This window comes from Polaromonas sp. P1_E11 (genome assembly GCF_056405995.1).
In genome coordinates, this window is record NZ_JBFUBA010000001.1 from 1,085,690 (window position 1) to 1,104,271 (window position 18,582).

Consider the following 18,582-nt stretch of genomic DNA (forward strand, 5'->3'; position numbering starts at 1 on the left):
TTTTGCAACAAAATAGGCTGTAGCCAAGATAGGACGGGCGCAAGCAGCTATTGATTTAATAGCACTACAAGGGCTACGCGAATTGACAGCCCTGGCCCCACAAGCCAGGAATGGGCACAAACAGCGGAGCCTTCAAAAACGGTAGGCGACTTCGGTCCACATACGCGTTGAATCTGTCGTCCTGACCAGCTCGGGAGTCGACCCCAGGGGCGAGGCCAGATAGGCCCGGGCCCGCCACTGGTTAAACCCGGTCCAGTCAAGGCCGACCCCCGCTCCGCTGAGCGTTGCGCTGTTCGCACCTGCCACCCACGGCCGTTGATTGACCTTCAGGTAGGCACCGTCCCAGAACGCGACCGCCTGGAGCTTGCCGCCGACAACCTGCCCCAGGTCGTAACGCAGCTCGACGCTTGTGCGGTAACCCGTATCACCCGACAACGCACCCACATCGTAGGCACGCACCGAATAGGGCCCGCCCACGGACATTTTTTGCGACGAATCGAGGTTGGTGTTGGCCCACTGGCCTGCCCATGAAAAATGCAGCGTGCTGTTTTGCCCCAGGCGCTGCAGGCGGGAGAAGCCCAGATTGGCCTTGGAAAACCAGCCCTGCGTCCTTGCGCTGGCCGCATCGTCCAGTTGCGCCTCCGCGGCGTCAAAAACCACCCTGCCCCGGGTCCATCCCAGGCTCCAGGTGTTGATCCCGCCGGACAGCAAGGTGTCCCGCCAGTCCCCGGTCAGGCTCGACGTCCAGGAGTCGAGATGCCGGTCTGTTTTGATTCCCGCCACGTCGACACGCTCGCGCAACTGCACCGTGTCGTACTGAAGCTGTCCATAGACGTTGACCGTCTGGCTTCGCACCAGTGGATGCTTGCCCCAGAGGCTGCCGGTTTCGGCGGAACCATGCGCGCCAAGTATCTCAAGAGACCCGCCAATTCTGTAGTCCAGCAAGGAATAGGCGACTCCTGCGCGGGTGCCCTGGCCGTTCAGCAATGATTCGTAGCCCACCCGTCCGTAGTTCAGCCCCTTCCCGGAATTCAGGCCGCTCAGGCTCAGGACATCGCCATGCTTCAAAGGGTTGTTGACATACACCGTACCGCCCAGGCGGGCTCTTCCTGTGTAGGTGTTGCCGTAGTCGTCCACAACCAGGCTTCCTGAAACCGCCGGGCCGGGCGTGGTATCGATACTCAGATCGGAGGTGCCCATCCCGTCGCCGGGTCTTAAGGTTGCCTGCACCACCACACCGGGTATGTCCGACAGCAACAGCAGGGACTTGTCCAGCAAGGCCTGGTCGACTGGCTGCCCGTTTTTCAGCGGCGCTACCGTCGCCTGCAGCAGCAAGTCGTTCACACGTGTCTGGTTGTTGACGCCGACCTTGCCGTAGCGCGCCTCAATCACCAGAAAGCGAACAACGCCCGACTGGATCACCTGCGCAGGTACCACGGCCCGGGCAAAGGTTTGCCCCCGGCGGTGGTAGTACTGACCTATGCGCGCGGCCATTTCATCGAGCTGGTCAAGCGTCAGGCTTTTCCCTTCGGCATCGGCCACGAGTGCATGCAGCGTGGCTGTCTCGAACAGGGTGTTGCCGATGATGTTGATCGATTTGACATCCACCGTCACGGCGGGACGCGCAGGTGGCGGCGGGACATTCCCCTCATTGCTGAGGGGCGGCCTTTCTCCGCGGGGCGATGGGACGGCTTGCTGGGACGGCTGAACCTGCTGGAGGATGGTGCCGATATCAACCGGCAGTGGATCAGCCGCCTGGGCCGCAAACAGGGGCGCGGCTGCCAACAGCAGCACAGCCTGCTTACCGGATACGTTGCATTTCATGAGAAAACTTTTGTGGGTGGCCGTATTTACTTTTGAGCGGCCAGCACACCGTTTTGCAGCTGCACGCCGCCGTCAACGATATGCAGGCGCGGATCTTTTCTTACTGTGGCAACCACATCCTGCAACACCTCGACGGCCCCGCCGGAAACCACCAGCTCGCCTCCACCGGAGGCATCGGAGCTTGCGCTGCGGGTCACGCGGAGGACAGGCGACACCTCGATCAGGCCGGATTTGGAGCGTGTCCCATCCACGGCCTGTTGCATGGCGGCGTCGGCACCGTCATCAGCGCCTCCCCGCCCAAGCGTTCCCGCCCTTGTGGGCACGGCTGAGACAGGCAAGGGGGTGATAGAGGCCGTCAGCCCGGTCGGTTGCACCACCGTGTAGTTGGCCGCGTCAACCCCGCCCAGGGTATAGCCGGTCACGGTCACGGGCTTTGCGTTGCCCACATTCGCGTTGGCAAAAGCACCGCTGCCGCCGCTGACGCTGACCACATCGCCACCCAGGGCTGCCACAGCGGCGGTACCGCCCAAGGTGGCCGCAGCCGTACCGTCAAAAACCTTGTTCTGCGCATTCACACCGGTGACTGCCAGACTGGCCGGTGTGATGTTTGCCGTGACACCTGCAGGTTGCACCACGGTGTAGTTGCCGGCGTCGGCACCGCCCAGCGTATAGCCGGTCACGGTCACGACCTTGCCGTTGCCCACGTTTTTGTTGGCGAAGGCGCCACTGCCGGTACCACCCACAGTCACCACATCACCGCCCAGGGCTGTGACCCCCGCCGTTCCGTTAAGCGTGGCGTTGGTGGTGGTGTCGTAGACCTTGTTGTTGGCTCCCACACCCGTAATAGCCAGGCTGGCCGGTGTGATGTTTGCCGTGACACCTGTGGGCTGCACCACGGTGTAGTTGCCGGCGTCGGCTCCGCTCAGTGTGTAGCCCGTGACAGCGACGGCCTTGCCGTTGCCCACGTTCTTGTTGGCGAACGTACCGCTGCCGGTACCAGCCACAGTCACCACATCACCGCCCAAAGCAGCCACAGCGGCCGTGCCGTTGAGCGTGGCGTTGGTGGTGGTGTCATACACCTTGTTGTTCGCCCCCACACCCGTGACCGCGAGGCTGGCCGGTGTGATGTTGGCCGCGACCCCAGTGGGCTGCACCACGGTGTAGTTGCCAGCGTCAGCACCGGCCAAGGTGTAGCCGGTGACGGTCACGACCTTGCCATTTCCCACGTTCTTGTTGGCAAACGTACCGCTGCCCACTCCCCCCAAAGTTACAACATCACCGCCCAGGGCCGCGACGCTGGCCGTGCCGTTGAGTGTTGCGTTGGTGGTGGTGTCATACACCTTGTTGTTTGCCCCGACACCCGTGACGGCAAGAGTGGCAGGCGTGATGTTCCCCGTGACGCCGGTGGGCTGCACCACGGTGTAGTTGCCGGCATCGGCTCCGCTCAGTGTGTAACCTGTCACGGTCACAGCCTTGCCATTGCCCACGTTCTTGTTGGCAAAGGTGCCGCTGCCGGTACCGCCCACTGTCACGACGTCACCACCAAGAGCAGTAACGCTGGCCGTGCCATTGAGTGTCGCGGTGGTCGTGGTGTCGTAAACCTTGTTATTGGCCCCCACTCCCGCGACAGTCAGGCCGGCTGGCGTGATGTTTGCCGTGACGCTGGCAGGCTGAACCACGGTGTAGTTGCCCGCATCGGCGCCACCCAGTGTGTAACCTGTCACGGTCACAGCCTTGCCATTGCCCACATTCTTGTTGGCAAAAGTACCACTGCCGGTCCCACCCAACGTCACGACATCGCCCCCCAGTGCCGTGACGCTGGCCGTGCCATTGAGCGTGGCCGCAGTGGTCGTGTCGTATACCTTGTTGTTTGCGCCTACACCCGTGACAGCCAGGCTGGCCGGCGTGATGTCGGCGGTCAGCCCGGTGGGTTGCACCACGGTGTAGTTGCCCGCGTCAGCACCGCCCAGGGTGTAGCCGGCGACCGTCACAGCTTTGCCATTGCCCACGTTCTTGTTGGCAAACGTGCCGCTGCCGCCACTCACACTCACCACGTCCCCACCCAGTGCATTCACAGCGGCCGTGCCATTGAGGGTGGCGGCATTGCTGGCGTCATACACCTTGTTGTTCGCCCCCACACCGGTAACAGTCACACTTGCCGGTGTGATGTTTGCCGTGACGCCAACAGGTTGCACCACCGTGTAGTTGCCGGCGTCAGCACCGCTCAGGGTGTAGCCGGTGACATTTACGGCCTTGCCGTTGCCTACATTTTTGTTGGCGAACGTACCGCTGCCTGTGCCGCCCAGGGCCACCGTGTCACCAGCAAGCGCCGTGACTCCCGCTGTACCCGTGAGGGTGGCGGCATTGCCGGCGTCATAMACCTTGTTGTTTGCCCCCACACCKGTGACRGCCAGGCTGGCYGGSGTGATGTTTGCCGTCACGCCGGTGGGCTGGACAACGGTGTAGTTGCCGGCGTCAGCTCCGCCCAGCGTATAGCCGGTCACCGTCACAGCCTTGCCATTGCCAACATTTTTGTTGGCGAACGCCCCGCTGCCGGTGCCGCCCACAGTCACCACATCACCGCCCAAAGCCGTGACCCCCGCCGTTCCATTAAGCGTGGCAGTGGCGGTGGTGTCGTAAACCTTGTTGTTTGCTCCGATGCCCGTGACCGTCAAATTTGCCGGTGTGATATTTGCAGTCAACCCTGTTGGCTGCACCACGGTGTAGTTGCCGGCGTCGGCTCCGCCCAGCGTGTAGCCGGTCACGGTCACGGCCTTGCCATTGCCCACGTTCTTGTCGGCAAACGTTCCGCTGCCACCACTAACCGTCACCGTGTCGCCTGCGAAGGCCGCAATGCCGGCCGTGCCGTTGAGGGTGGCAGCGTTACTGGCGTTGTACACCTTGTTGTCCGCGCCCACGCCCGTGACGGCGCGGCTGGCYGGYGTGATGTTTGCCGYAACGGCGGTRGGYTGCACCACGGTGTAATTGCCGGCGTCGGCACCGCCCAASGTGTAGCCGGTCACGGTGACAGCCTTGCCGTTGCCCACATTCTTGTTGGCAAAGGTTCCRCTGCCGGTACCGCCCACCGTCACGACATCACCGGCGAGGCCCGYGACGGCCGCCGTGCCATTGAGTGTGGCGGTGGTGGTGGTGTCGTAGACCTTGTTGTTCGCGCCTACACCCGTAATGGCCAGGCTGGCCGGTGTGATGTTGGCCGTGAACCCTGTGGGTTGCACCACGGTGTAGTTGCCGGCATCGGCGCCGCCCAGTGTGTAGCCGGTCACGGTGACTACCTTGCCGTTGCCCACGTTTTTGTCGGCAAACCGGCCGATGCCCGTGCCGAGCACGTTCACCGTATCACCGGCGAAAGCTGCAACGCTGGCCGTGCCGCTGATGGTGGAGGCGTCGTTGGCGTTGTACACCTTGTTCTGGATCGTCACACCGCCAACGACAACGCTGGCCGGTGTGATGTTCGCGGTCAGGCCCGTGGGCTGCACGATGACATAGTTGGCGGCATCGGCGCCGCTCAGCGTATAGCCGGTGACGGTCACGGCTTTGCCGTTGCCCACGTTCTTGTTGGCGAAAGCACCGCTGCCGGTGCCGGCCACGCTCACCGTGTCGCCGGCAATGGCTGTTACGCTGGCCGTGCCGTTGAGGGTGGCGGTGGTGCCGGCGTCATACACCTTGCTGTTTGCGCCTACACCTGTGACCGTCAAGCTGGCGGGATTCACTGTCAGCGTGCCATTGGCGTAACTGATGTCGTAGCCCTGCTGGTTGGAATACAGGCCGGACGCTGTCACCGTATAGCTTCCGGCATTGACCGCGCCCTGGGCGGTTCCGCCGAAACTGATGCTTCCCGACAAGCTGCCGCAGGCCACGTTGAAGCAACTGACACCGGTTCCACCATTCCAGGACAGCCTGTCGTAGGTCTTGCTGGTACTGCCGACGGTGACCGTGGTGGCCTTCATGAGTGCCTTGAGCAGGGGGCGGCTATTTCCCTCATAAATACGCCAGACGCTGGTGAAATCCCAGTTCGGGTTGACGTTGCCGTTGGCAGCCGTGGCCGAGCTGAAATTGGCCTGTTGTTGCATCTGGGCTGTGGTCATGCCCATGCCGCCGCCCGAGCTGGTGGCCCGCCCGGTTGTGACGGTGTCCCAGAAACTGTTGTTGATCGCCGTCCCGGCGTCCCACAAGCCGACCAGCCCACCCAGGTTGCTGGTGCCGCTCACGGCCCCGGTCGCGTAGCTGTTGTTGATGGTGCCACCAGCATTGAACTTATAGCCCACCAGGCCGCCGACATTCGTGGTGCCGGACACCGTGCCACTCGCATAACTATTGCTGATCACAACATTGGCGGTGCCATTGCTGTCCCAATACCCCACGAGCCCGCCGACATCCTGGCCGGTGCTGGTGACGTTGCCGCTGGCGTAGCTATTGCTGACGCTTCCGCCGTTGAGCATGTCGCCCACCAGCCCGCCAACCCGCGAACTCGATGCGCCGACAGAGCCGGTGGCATAGCTGTCGCTGATAAGGCCCTGGTTCCAGCCAACCAGCCCGCCCACAATGAACGAGCCGATCACCGCGCCGCTGGCGTGGCTGTTGCGGATTACGCCCTGGCTGGTCCCCACCAGCCCACCAGCCTCGGATCCGGAGCCGGTCACTGAGGTGCTGGCGTAGCTGTTGGTGATATTGCCATTGCTCCACCCGGCCAACGCGCCGACTTTGGTTTGGCCCGTGACGCTGCCGCCGGCCAAGCCCAGATTGTTGATTCGCCCCGAAGCGCCTACATAGCCGAACAGACCGACGTAGGTGGCGGTGGGCCGGTTGATAGTGAGGCCGGAAATGGTGTGGCCCAAACCGTCCAGGATGCCACTGAACTGCGCCAGGTTGTTGCCCAGCGGTTCGAATCCACTGCCGCCGTTCCAGGCGCTGGTTGGCGAGGCGTCGATGTCAGCGCCCAGTGCGTAGCGACCGTTGAGATTGCCGCTCATGCCCTGTAAATCTGTGCCGCTGGTGCTGGTTGCGGTGCCCAGGTCAGTGATCACCGTATAGGCGACGGGGGTACCGTTGCTGCCTTGCTTGGTGCTGAAATTGTTGCCTGCCGGCAAATTGATCTTCGCGCCGTTGTTGAAGTTGTAAGAGTTGGTGATGCCGTTGGTATTGCCCTGGCCGTATTCCAGCGCCAGCTTGCCGGTGCCCGATGCGTTGAGGTTGGCGTTGATGTTGATGTTGTTCTGCGCGTTGAGCGTCAGCTGGTTGATGCTCCAGCTCACCACGTCGTTGACGTTGACGTCGCCCGCTGTGCCCGTGTTCCCGCTGCTGCTCTGGATGACGACGTTACCTGAGGCCAGGTTGGCACTCAGGGCCGCACCCGTGATGTTCCCGCCCGCAGCAGCGATGGTGAAATCCACCGGGTCGATCAGCCAGGTGCCGCTGTTACCGGCGGGGGCCCCCGTGGTGATCCGGGCGCCGTCGGCAATGTTCACCTGCGCGCCCGAGGTTTCCACAAAGCCGCCGTTGCCGCCGTTGGGCGCCGAAGCGTCCAGCGTGCCCGCAATGTTGGCGGTGCCGGCGGCCATGCCGCCCAGCAGGATGATGGTGCCGCTGCGGTTTTCCACGGTGCGCGCCTGGATCACCCCGGTGTTGTTGACTGCGCTGGCCAGCAGGGAATCCTTGGCACCGGCGCTCATCAGCGCCTGCCCGCCGTCAGCCAGAATCAATCCGCCGTTCTCGGCCAGGCTGTTGAGAACGCTCTGGTCCACCTCGATCTTGAGCAGCTGGTTGCCCTGGAAGGTCAAAGTAGCCGCGCTGCCTGCCGCCAGCGCCACGCTGCCCTGCGGGGCGTTGATGGTGCCCTGGTTGCGCACGGTATTGCCGACCAGTGCAACGTAGCCGCCCGTGGCAGCATTGATGCGGCCCTGGTTGACCACACTGCCTGCGCCTGCGCCGCTGAAGCTGCGCTTTCCGTTGCTCAGGTCCGCATCCTTGACATCCAGCGTCGACGCCACCAGCCCGCCCACATTGACCTGGGCGCCGGCGCCAAACAGGATGCCATTGGGGTTGATCAGGAAGACCTGCCCGTTGGCATTGAGCTGGCCCAGGATCTGGCTGCCATGGGTGTCCAGGATGCGGTTGACCGCAATCGCGCTGGCCGAAGGCTGCACGAAGTTCACGCTTTCCTGCGCACCTACGTTAAAGCTCTTCCAGGTCAGCGAAGCGTTCTGGCTGGATTGATTGATGGTGGTAGCGGAGCCGCTCTGCGAGATGCTGGCTGCGCCCGAAGTGACCTGGCCGTCCACTGGTCCGGCCTGCGCTGTTGCCGCTCCCAGCAGCAAAACAGCCGTTACGGGCTTGCGCAGGGTCCATCTGCCTGCGGCGCTGCCGGCCATCCGCCCCGGTGCATCAGAAAACGGCGGTGCCGCAGTGGGTGCGCACCAGTCGATATTTGTTACAACTTGCGCTGCCGCACGCGAATTTTTCGAGCTTTTTCTGTGCATTTTTCACATCCCGCGAGTCCCTTTGCGTCAGTCGATTGCAAGAAAAGGGGCACTCGGGTTAATAGTATTCACAATGGAATCAAGGCACATCAGGTAAAAAAAAGTTCTTTTTGCAGTTAATAGAAACGTGCGTAGGTCGACAGTATTGGTTTCAATTTGTTACCGCTTTGGTTGTAACATTCGACCGCAGCGCTGTTGCCAAAAAAATACACACAAATGAAAACGGGCTGCATGATGCAGCCCGTTTTCATTTCGGGGGGTCAACGGCATTCACTACGCCGCACCGCGCGCCCGGCGCGCTCAACGATCGCGCAGGCCGAGCGCTACTGTCGGGTAGCGCAAACGAAGCCGCAGCTCCTGCTTCAGGCGGGTGTTGTCCAGCCGGCGCGACTCGCTCATGAAGCTCAGCAGCATCAGTGGCAACTCTTCCTGTGCCGTGCCCCGTGCCAGGCGGGGCGGCCGCGGCAGGCCGTAGAGGTCCGCCGCCAGGTCGAAATAGTCGCCCATCTTCAGCTGCGTGTCGTCATTGGCATTGCTGACGCGCTGGGGCTTGCCGCGCCACAGCGCCGCCAGGCAGGCACGGGCCAGGTCGTCAGCGTGGATATGGTTGGTGTAAACGTCGTCTTCGGCACGCAGCACGGGTGTGCGCTTGAGCAGCCGGCCACGCGGCGTGCCGCCTTCGCGGTCGGGCGCATAGATACCCGGGATGCGCAGCAGGTGCACACGGGTGCCGGTGGCCCGGCCGAAAAGCCGCAGATGCGCCTCGGCATGCACACGCCGCTGGGCACGCGGTGTGTGGGGACTCAATGGCCGCGTTTCGCGCACCCATTCGCCGCCGCAGTCGCCATACACCCCGCTGGTGGAGCCGTACACCAGCGATTGCGGCAGGCTGCGCAGGCGCAGGGCGCGCAGCAGCGCCAGTGTCCGTGGGTCGGTATGCCAGTCGGGTTGGTCGCCGGGCGGCGGCGCCAGGTGCACCACCCGCGTAGCCAGCCCGGCAAGGCGCCGCAGGGAGGCAGCGTCGTCCAGGTTGCCTTGCAGCGGCGTGATGCGCTTTGCGCGTAGAGCCGGCGAGCGTTCCGGCGACGAGGTCAGCGCCATCAGGCGGACATTGCGCGGCAGCAGGCGGGCCACGCGCAGGCCGACATCGCCGCAACCGACGATCAAAACCCGCTCGCGGCGGAAGCGGAAAGGCAGCGCGCCTAGGGGGTTCAGGTTTGAGGGCAAAATTGGGGGTTGCCGGGGAAACCGGCCGAGTCGAGAACAGATACCGCAAGGATACCGAATATGAGCTTTAACGTGACCGTGCAACCCAGTGGCCGGACATTCATCGCCGAGGCGGATGAACCGCTGCTGGCAGCCGCCATTCGCCAGGGCATCGGCCTGCCCTATGGCTGCAAGGACGGCGCCTGCGGCTCCTGCAAGTCCAAAAAGCTGGAGGGCACCGTCCTCCATGGCGCGCACCAGGTCAAGGCCATGTCACCCGAGGAAGAGGCGAACGGCTTCATCCTGACCTGCAGCGCCAGGGCGACGAGCGATATCGTCCTCGAATCACGCCACGTCACGGATGAAAGCGCCTTCCCGGTCAAGAAAATGCCGGTGCGCGTCAACAGCCTGGCCAAGGCCTCGCACGACGTGATGCTGGTGCGGCTGCAATTGCCGGCCAGTGATGTCTTCAAATACCACGCTGGCCAGTACGTGGAATTTTTGCTGCGCGACGGCGACCGCCGCGCGTATTCGATGGGCAATGCGCCGCACACCCAGGCCGACAACCCGGGCGTCGAGCTGCACATTCGCCACATGCCGGGCGGCAAATTCACCGAGCATGTGTTCGGCCCCATGAAGGAAAAGGAAATCCTGCGCATCGAGGGCCCTTTCGGCAGCTTTTACCTGCGCGAAGACAGCGACAAACCCATGGTGCTGCTGGCCTCGGGCACCGGCTTTGCGCCCATCAAGGCGCTGATCGAGCATCTGCAACACAAGGGCATCACGCGCCCGGCCGTGCTGTACTGGGGAGGCCGCCGCCCGGCCGATTTGTACATGGACGAATGGGTCAGGGCCAAGACCGCGGAAATGCCGAATCTGCGCTATGTCCCGGTGATTTCCAACGCGCTGCCTGAAGACAACTGGACGGGCCGCACCGGCTTTGTCCACCAGGCCGTGCTGGAAGACTTTTCCGACCTGTCGGGCTATCAGGTATACGCCTGCGGCGCGCCGATCGTCGTGGACTCAGCCAAGGCCGCGTACACGACTGCGGGATTGCCGGACGACGAGTTTTATGCCGACTCTTTCGTGACGGAGAAAGAGAAGGCACAGGCTTCCGTACCCGCCGAGACCTGAACGGCGCATACACACTCGACAAAAAAAGAAGCGCCCCGGCTGATGCGTCAGCCGGGGCTTTTTTATGGGAATGCGCCCGGCTCAGGAAAAACCGGATTCGCTGCAGGCCAGCGAGACCCGATTATTTGCAACAATACGAAGCATGAACATTCGACCCGTTTCCCTTTTCACTTCCCTGCCCGGTAAATGCCTGGGTGTCCTTTTCATTGCCGGCGTGGCACTGTCAGCCCCCCTGGCACACGCCCAGCCCAAAGTCATGCGCATCATCGTGCCGTATGCAGCCGGTGGCCCGATTGACGTGACGGCCCGCCTGATGGCCGAACGCGTCAAGGACACGCTGGGCCCGGTCATCATTGAAAACAAACCCGGCGGCGGCGGCAACATTGGTGTCGATGCGATTGCCAAGGCGCAGCCCGACGGCATGACGATCGGCATTTCCGCCGTCGCCACGCACGCCATCAACCCCTGGCTTTACAGCAAGATGCCGTACAACGCGGCGACCGACTTTGCGCCCATCACACAGCTGGTGCGCGTGCCCAATGTGCTGGTGATCAACGCCGACTCTGCGCGGCGCCTGAACATCAACACGCTGACCGACCTGATCAAGTACGCCAAAGCCAACCCGGCCAAGCTCAATTACGCCAGCGGCGGCAACGGCAGCGCCGGGCACCTTGCCGGCGAAATGTTCAAGGCGCAGGCCGGCATCTTCGCGCTGCACATTCCCTACAACGGCGGCAACCCGGCGCAACTGGCGCTGCTGAGCGGCCAGGTGGACTACAACTTTGACAACCTGGCCACGGCGTCCGCCAACATCAAGGCCGGCAAACTCAAGGCGCTTGCGGTCACCACGGCCAAGCGCAGCGCCATGCTGCCCGATGTGCCTACAGTGGCTGAGACGCTCAAGGGTTTTGAGATCGACACCTGGTGGGGACTGGTGGCACCTGCGGGCACCCCGAAAGACGTGATCGCCAAACTCAACCAGGCATTCGTCGCCGCGCTGAATTCACCCGAAGCCAAAACCCGCTTTGCCACACTGATGGCGGAACCCGTAGGCAACACGCCCGAGCAGTTCGGCGCCTTCATGAAAAGCGAAATGGCGAAGTATGAAAAAGTGGTGAAGGCGTCAGGCGCGAAGGTGGACTGAAATAGGTCCACCCCCTTCCAGGCTCACTGCGTGTAGCCTGTTCCCCCCTCAGGGGGCGGCGCCTGGGGCCGGCGAAGCCGAAAAATTGGCACACCCCTATCGGGCTCACTGCGTGTAGCCCGTTTCCCCTTGCAGGGGACGGTGCCTGCGGCCCGGCAAAGCCGGTTCCGCGGCACCCACTGGTGAATACCTCCGCCGATAGTGCCCAAAGAATTCTTAAACCCAGCATGAGCCCCGGAACCGGCTTTGCCGGGCCGTAGGGCGGGCGGCCCCCTCGGGGGGCAGGGAGCTACACGCAGTGAGCGACCGTGGGGGCTTCATCACCACCGTGGGGGCTCAGCGGGTTACGCGATCCCCGTATCGAATGCTCTTCAGGGAACCGCCCTCAAACAGCAACATGGTCATGAACTGCCCGTAACCCGGGTTGTAAGTCCACTCTTCCACCTGCTGGCAGGTATTGATCGTCACGTTGGTGGTGGTGCTGGCGGTGGAACCTGCGGTATTTGGCGTCACGACGGTCGAGCTGGGCACTGCGTCAGGCGTGGCTTTGCAGAACGTGTCTTTCATGACAGGCTCGCCGCATTTTTGCAGGATCGTGCCTTTGGAATTGCCGATCTGCGCCAGGTCGCCCTTGCAGCGCAGTGACTGGGCCGAAGCCCCGGTGAAAAAAGATGAGGCCAGAAAGGCGAACATCACGACAGCAGTGCGGACAACATACTGGTTCATTTTTGGCTTCCCCCAGGTTCAACAAGGGTGCGCGTGGTGCGCACCTTTCGAACTTTATGCGTAAATATTTGGCGCCGCAAGGCATTTATGCCTTGCGCCGGCTGGTCAGATTTACGGGGTAACGCGCGTCCCGCGGCGCCTGCCGGCCAGCGGGCGCTCACTTATTCGCCGAGGTAAGCGGCCCTGACGCGCGGATCGTTCAGTAGCGCTTTCGCGTCACCGTTCATGGTGACGTTGCCCGACTCCATGACATAGCCGCGGTTGGCAATGCCGAGCGCGCGGCTGGCGTTCTGCTCAACCAGCAGCACCGTCACGCCGCGGGCTGAAACGTCCTTGACCACTTCGAAGATCTTGTCGACCATGATGGGCGACAGTCCCATGGAAGGCTCGTCCAGCAGCAGCACCTTGGGCCGGCTCATCAACGCGCGGCCCATGGCCAGCATCTGCTGTTCGCCGCCCGACATGGTGCCGGCCAGCTGGTCCTTGCGTTCACGCAGACGGGGAAACAGCACAAACATCTTTTCCATGTCTTCGGCGATGCCCGCCTTGTCGCTACGGATGTAAGCGCCCATCTGCAGGTTTTCGGTGATGGTCATGCGGGTGAAGACGCCGCGGCCTTCCGGCACCATGGCCAGGCCTTCCTTCACCAGATCCCAGGCGCCGCGGCCCTTGATGCTCTTGCCCAGGTATTCAATGTCGCCGCCCAACATCGGCAGCGTGCCGGTGATGGCTTTCATGGTGGTGGTCTTGCCGGCGCCGTTGGAGCCGATCAATGTGACCAGTTCGCCGTCGTTGACTTCGAAGTCAACGCCCTTGACCGCCTGGATGCCGCCGTAGGCGACCTTCAGGCCGGTCACTTTAAGGAGTGTGTTTGCCATGTTCTTGCTTTCCTTCAATGACCTGTGCCCAGATAGGCGGTGATCACTTTTTCGTCTTTTTGTACGTCCGCGGGCGCGCCTTCGGCGATCTGCTTACCGTAGTCGAGCACAGTGACCCGGTCGCACAGGCCCATGACCAGCTTCACGTCGTGCTCGATCAGCAGGATGGTGCGGTTGTCCTTGCGGATCCGGTCGATCAGCTCGCGCAGTTGCACTTTTTCGGTCGCGTTCATGCCGGCGGCCGGCTCGTCCAGCGCGATCAGCTGCGGGTCGGTTGCCAGGGCCCGGGCAATTTCCAGGCGGCGCTGGTCACCGTAGCTCAGCGTGCGAGCCTTGAAATCGGCGTATTTGCCGATGCCCACGTAGTCGAGCAACTCCTGCGAACGCTTGGCAATCGCCGCTTCTTCCTGCTTGAAGCCCGGTGTGCGCAGCACGGCGCCGATCAAGCCCGAGTTGGTGCGGATGTGCCGCCCGACCATCACGTTCTCAAGCGCCGTCATGTCGGCAAACAGGCGGATGTTCTGGAAGGTGCGGGCAATGCCGGCCTTGGCCACTTCGTGCACCGCCGTAGGCTTGTAGGGCTTGCCGGCGAGCTCGAAGGTGCCGCTGTCGGGTGTGTAAAGGCCCGTCAACACATTGAAGAAGGTGGTTTTACCGGCGCCGTTGGGACCGATCAGGCCATACACCTGGCCACGCTCGATATGGATGCCGACATCGGAAAGGGCCTGCAAACCGCCGAAGCGTTTGGAGACACCCGAAACTTTAAGAATGGTTTCGCTCATGTCCATTCTCCTTAGGGGTTGATTGACTGGATAGGGTCCGGGCCGACGGGCTTGTTCAGCGACTTGCCGTGCTCGGAAGCGGGCCACAGGCCGCGCGGACGCATCAGCATGACGCTGATCATGGCCAGTGCGATCAGCAACTGGCGCAGGATGGCGGAGTCGAGCCGGCCGTCGGTCATGGCCTGCAGCGGGCCGGCCACATGGCGCAGCACTTCAGGCAGCGCGGCCAGCAGCAAGGCACCCAGGATGACGCCGGGCAAATGGCCGATGCCTCCCAGCACCACCATGGCGACGATCATGACCGACTCCATCAGGCTGAATGACTCGGGAGACACGAAACCCTGGAAGGCGGCAAACATGGAGCCTGACACACCACCGAAGGTGGCGCCCATGCCGAAGGCCAGCAACTTCAGGTTGCGGGTGTTGATGCCCATGGCCTTGGCGGCGATTTCGTCTTCGCGGATAGCCATCCAGGCGCGGCCGATGCGGGAATTTTCCAGGCGGTGGCAAACCACAACCGAGACGATCACCAGCACCAGGAAGAGGTAGTAGTACATCGACACCGAGTTGACCTCGAAGCCGAAAAACTCATGCGGCTTGCCCAGATCGAATCCGAAGAACTTCATCGAGTCGATCTGGTTGATGCCCTTGGGGCCGTTGGTCAGATTGATGGGGCGGTCCAGGTTGTTCAGGAACACGCGGATGATTTCACCGAAGCCCAGTGTCACGATGGCGAGGTAGTCGCCGCGCAGCTTGAGGGTCGGCGCGCCCAGCACCACGCCGAAAAAGCCCGCCAGCGCCGCGGCCATCGGGATGATGGCCCAGATCGGCAAATGCAGCCCGTTCGGAAACTGCGCTGCAATCCAGGGAAAGGCGTCGGCCAGATGCGGCGAGCCGAGCAGCGCGAACAGGTAGGCACCGACCGCGAAGAACGCGACATACCCCAGATCCAGCAGGCCGGCGTAGCCGACCACGATGTTCAGGCCCAGGGCCAGCAGCACATAGAGCAGCGCCATGTCGACAATGCGCACCCAGGCGTTGCCGCCCTGCTGCAGGATCAGCGGCAGCACCAGCAGTGCCGCCGCGACGATCAGGAAGGTAATGAGTTTTTTCGATTTGACAGAATTCATGATTGTTCTCCTTGTGTACCGGATGGACGCGGCGTCACGCCCGGTCCGCTACACGCTCACCGAGCAAGCCTGAAGGCCGCAGCGTGAGCACAAAAATCAGCACGATGAAAGCAAAGATGTCGGAGTACTGGCTGCCCAGCACGCCGCCCGTCGCCGGGCCGATGTAGCCGGCGCCGATGGATTCGATCAGGCCCAGCAAAATGCCGCCAAGCACCGCGCCGCCCAGGTTGCCGATGCCGCCGAACACAGCCGCCGTAAAGGCCTTCAGACCGGGCAGGAAGCCCATGGTGTGCTGCACCGTGCCGTAGTTGGAGGCGTACATGACGCCGGCCAGCGCAGCAAGGATGGCGCCGATGATGAAGGTGGCCGAGATGACGGTATCGGGGCGCACGCCCATGAGCGCCGCGACGCGGGGGTTTTCAGCGGTGGCACGCATGGCGCGGCCCAGCTTGGTGTAATGAACCAGCCACATGAGGACAGAAAGGGAGACAACGGTTGCGCCCAGGATGAAGAGCTGGGTCACGGTGATGACGGCGCCGCCGACCTGGAAGGGCTCGGAAGGCAACAGCGTGGGATAGGGTTTGTAGTTGGGCTTCCAGATGATCATGGCCAGGGTCTGCAGCAGCAGCGACATACCGATGGCGGTGATCAGCGGGGCCAGTTTGGGGGAATTTCGCAGCGGCCGGTAGGCGATTTTTTCAATCGCGAAATTGAGGGCCCCGCACACCACAAAGGCGATCAGCAGCGAAATCAGCAAAATAATCCAGCCCGGCGTGCCCGGCATGGAATCCTGCATCAGGCCGATGATGGTCCAGCTGGTCAAAGCCCCCACCATCAGTACTTCGCCGTGTGCGAAGTTAATCAGGTTGATGATGCCGTACACCATGGTGTAGCCCAAGGCGATCAAGGCATACATGCTGCCCAGCACCAGACCATTGATGATCTGCTGTAGCAAAACTTCCATAACTCACTCTCCCGTCCAATTGATGAAATTGCGAACTCCGCCTGGCGGCTACCACCCACCGGGATCGCCGGTGACTGGCTTGAGTTAACAAAAAGCCCGCCTATCAAAGCCGGATGGCTGGTGAAGTTGGCGAGCTAATCCGCAAATTGTAGCCAAGCGTCTCTAGCGAGAATCGAGCCAGCGGTGCGGTTTTCGCGGGGTTTACCCTTGAGGAAGTGTATTTTCGGGGCTGGATCAGCCTTTATCAGCGGCTTTTGTTTTTTATCAGTTTTTCTTATTGTTCTTAATTTTCAACTCATTCAGCTTATCTGCGATACGTATCTCCAGCCCCCTGTCGACGGGACGGTAGAAACCTGGAGGCGGCATGCCCTCTGGAAAATAATTCTCACCCGCGGCAAAGCCGTCTTCCTCGTCGTGGGCGTAACGGTAGTTTTTGCCGTAATCGAGCTGTTTCATGAGCTTTGTTGGTGCATTGCGCAAATGCAGGGGCACCGGGCGGGTGCCGTCCCTGGCGATAAGCGCCTTGGCCTCGTTGAAGGCCTTATAGACCGCATTGGACTTGGGCGCGACCGCCAGATAGATGACGCACTGGGCCAGCGCCAGCTCGCCTTCGGGGGAGCCAAGGCGTTCGTAGACTTCTGCGGCGTCCAGCGCCATGCGCAAGGCACGCGGGTCGGCCAGCCCGATGTCTTCACTGGCCATGCGCACCAGCCGGCGCGCCATGTAGCGCGGTTCGGCGCCGCCGTCGAGCATGCGCATGAACCAGTAGAGCGCGGCATCGGGGTCGGAACCGCGCACCGACTTGTGCAGCGCGGAGATGGTGTCGTAGAACTGTTCGCCGCCCTTGTCGTAGCGCCGCATCCGCTCGCCCAGCACCTTGAGCAGCCAGACGTCGCCGACGTCGGCCACTTTTTCGGCCTTGGCCGCCACGCTGAGGGACTCGAGCGTGTTCAAGAGGCGGCGGGCATCGCCGTCGGCATAGGCAACCAGTCGGTCAACGGCTTCACTTGCTATTGTTTCAATAGCTGGCAGCGCCCGTTCAGCAAGCACCTTGGCCACAATTTGCTTGAGATCCGCCTCCCCCAGCGGTTGCAGCACATACACCACGGCGCGCGAGAGCAAGGCCGAATTCACCTCGAACGATGGGTTTTCAGTGGTGGCACCAATGAAGGTGAAAAGGCCGCTTTCCACATGCGGCAAAAAAGCGTCCTGCTGGCTTTTGTTGAAGCGGTGTACTTCATCGACAAAAACGATGGTGCGGCGCCCGCTCTGGGCTTGCCAGATGCTGGCCTGCTCCACGGCTTCGCGGATGTCTTTGACGCCGCCCAGCACAGCGGAGATGGTGATGAAGTGAGCGTCAAAACTGCTCGCCATGAGCCGCGCGATGGTGGTCTTGCCAACGCCGGGCGGTCCCCAGAGGATGCAGCTGTGCGGCTGGCCTGATTCGAACGCGATGCGCAGTGGCATGCCTTCACCCAGCAGGTGTTGCTGGCCGATGACCTCCCCAAGTGACCGGGGGCGCAAACGTTCTGCTAGAGGTTGATTTTTCGTTGGCATAAGGGGTATAGATGCGACATATGATTTGCGCGAGAGCCTTGGTGTTTGATCAGCAAACGCCTTGAGGTCGCACCCTGATAATCACTATTGACTCATTAACTCATCAAAACCTGCGGTAACTCTTCATGAAATTAAATCTTGGTTGCGGCCACAACAAGTTTGCCGGGTGTGTCAACGTGGACGCATTTCAGGAATGCAACCCGGATGTAGTTTTTAACGTGGAAGTGACTCCGTGGATTTGGGACGACAGTTCAGTCGATGCCGTCATCTTTAATCATTCTCTTGAACACATGGGCCAGCAATCCAGTGTTTTTCTGGGAATCATGAAAGAACTCTATCGGGTATGCAAAAACAATGCTGTCATTGAAGTTAACGTACCCCATCCCAGGCACGACAATTTCATCAGCGATCCTACGCACGTGCGAATCATCACGCCCGCCCTGTTTGCGCTGTTTGATAAAAAAAACAACGATGAGTGGAAATTGAATGGCTTCCCCAACTCACCCTTTGCCCACTATCTGGGGGTGGATTTTGTGACCACTGATGTAGAAGTAGTGATCGCCGATCCTTATAGCCAGATGTTTTCGGAGGGGAAAATTTCAGGCGAAGAGCTGGAAATCATGGCGCGCGAAAAAAACAATATCGTCGCAGAATACAGAATCAAGCTGTCGGTAAGAAAGCCGGAAAACCGGGTTTGATACTCCCATGAGTCCGCGAACTGAAACCAGCACGGGAAAACT

At 61.8% G+C, this 18,582-nt stretch carries 12 protein-coding genes; 3 read left to right on the forward strand and 9 right to left on the reverse strand.

Features of this window, described 5'->3' with window-relative positions; genetic code table 11:
* Positions 1-132: 132 nt before the first annotated feature.
* The 3 genes from AC1D11_RS05360 to AC1D11_RS05370 all read right to left on the reverse strand — a co-directional run bounded on the left by AC1D11_RS05360 (position 133) and on the right by AC1D11_RS05370 (position 9,548).
* Positions 133-1,824 (reverse strand): ShlB/FhaC/HecB family hemolysin secretion/activation protein, encoded by a 1,692-nt coding sequence (locus AC1D11_RS05360; protein ID WP_477647325.1) that lies wholly within the window; start codon positions 1,822-1,824, stop codon positions 133-135.
* 26 nt (positions 1,825-1,850) lie between these two features.
* Entirely contained in the window at positions 1,851-8,321 is a 6,471-nt protein-coding gene (locus tag AC1D11_RS05365) for a YDG domain-containing protein (RefSeq protein ID WP_477651427.1), read from the reverse strand.
* A gap of 300 nt (positions 8,322-8,621) precedes the next feature.
* Positions 8,622-9,548 carry an SDR family oxidoreductase gene (locus tag AC1D11_RS05370; protein ID WP_477647327.1) on the reverse strand — a complete coding sequence of 309 codons (927 nt, stop codon included), beginning with the start codon at positions 9,546-9,548 and terminating at the stop codon, positions 8,622-8,624.
* 60 nt (positions 9,549-9,608) lie between these two features.
* On the opposite strand from AC1D11_RS05370, the gene AC1D11_RS05375 reads away from it, so the two are divergent.
* Positions 9,609-10,661: a CDP-6-deoxy-delta-3,4-glucoseen reductase gene (locus AC1D11_RS05375; RefSeq protein WP_477647328.1), complete on the forward strand. Its 1,053-nt coding sequence runs from the start codon at positions 9,609-9,611 to the stop codon at positions 10,659-10,661.
* Positions 10,662-10,803: 142 nt separating this feature from the next.
* Complete coding sequence (locus tag AC1D11_RS05380) at positions 10,804-11,805, forward strand: Bug family tripartite tricarboxylate transporter substrate binding protein (protein WP_477647329.1); 1,002 nt, start codon at positions 10,804-10,806, stop codon at positions 11,803-11,805.
* A gap of 336 nt (positions 11,806-12,141) precedes the next feature.
* Here AC1D11_RS05380 and AC1D11_RS05385 read toward each other — a convergent pair whose 3' ends face one another.
* From AC1D11_RS05385 to AC1D11_RS05410, 6 genes are all read right to left on the reverse strand, one after another.
* Complete coding sequence (locus tag AC1D11_RS05385) at positions 12,142-12,531, reverse strand: DUF2845 domain-containing protein (protein WP_477647330.1); 390 nt, start codon at positions 12,529-12,531, stop codon at positions 12,142-12,144.
* 161 nt (positions 12,532-12,692) lie between these two features.
* Complete coding sequence (locus AC1D11_RS05390) at positions 12,693-13,409, reverse strand: ABC transporter ATP-binding protein (protein ID WP_457279484.1); 717 nt, start codon at positions 13,407-13,409, stop codon at positions 12,693-12,695.
* A 14-nt stretch (positions 13,410-13,423) separates the two neighbouring features.
* The gene (locus AC1D11_RS05395; RefSeq protein WP_477647331.1) at positions 13,424-14,191 is read right to left on the reverse strand and encodes an ABC transporter ATP-binding protein; all 768 of its coding nucleotides are present in this window, start codon (positions 14,189-14,191) and stop codon (positions 13,424-13,426) included.
* An 11-nt stretch (positions 14,192-14,202) separates the two neighbouring features.
* A complete protein-coding gene (locus AC1D11_RS05400) occupies positions 14,203-15,321 on the reverse strand; it encodes an ABC transporter permease subunit (RefSeq protein ID WP_477647332.1) in 1,119 nt (372 codons plus the stop codon).
* 34 nt (positions 15,322-15,355) lie between these two features.
* Positions 15,356-16,285 carry a branched-chain amino acid ABC transporter permease gene (locus tag AC1D11_RS05405; RefSeq protein ID WP_477647333.1) on the reverse strand — a complete coding sequence of 310 codons (930 nt, stop codon included), beginning with the start codon at positions 16,283-16,285 and terminating at the stop codon, positions 15,356-15,358.
* 264 nt (positions 16,286-16,549) lie between these two features.
* Positions 16,550-17,842 carry a replication-associated recombination protein A gene (locus AC1D11_RS05410; protein ID WP_477647334.1) on the reverse strand — a complete coding sequence of 431 codons (1,293 nt, stop codon included), beginning with the start codon at positions 17,840-17,842 and terminating at the stop codon, positions 16,550-16,552.
* A 125-nt stretch (positions 17,843-17,967) separates the two neighbouring features.
* Here AC1D11_RS05410 and AC1D11_RS05415 point away from each other — a divergent pair, with 125 nt between their 5' ends.
* Positions 17,968-18,540, forward strand: a complete 573-nt coding sequence (locus AC1D11_RS05415) for a class I SAM-dependent methyltransferase (RefSeq protein ID WP_477650945.1) — start codon at positions 17,968-17,970, stop codon at positions 18,538-18,540.
* Positions 18,541-18,582 lie beyond the last annotated feature (42 nt).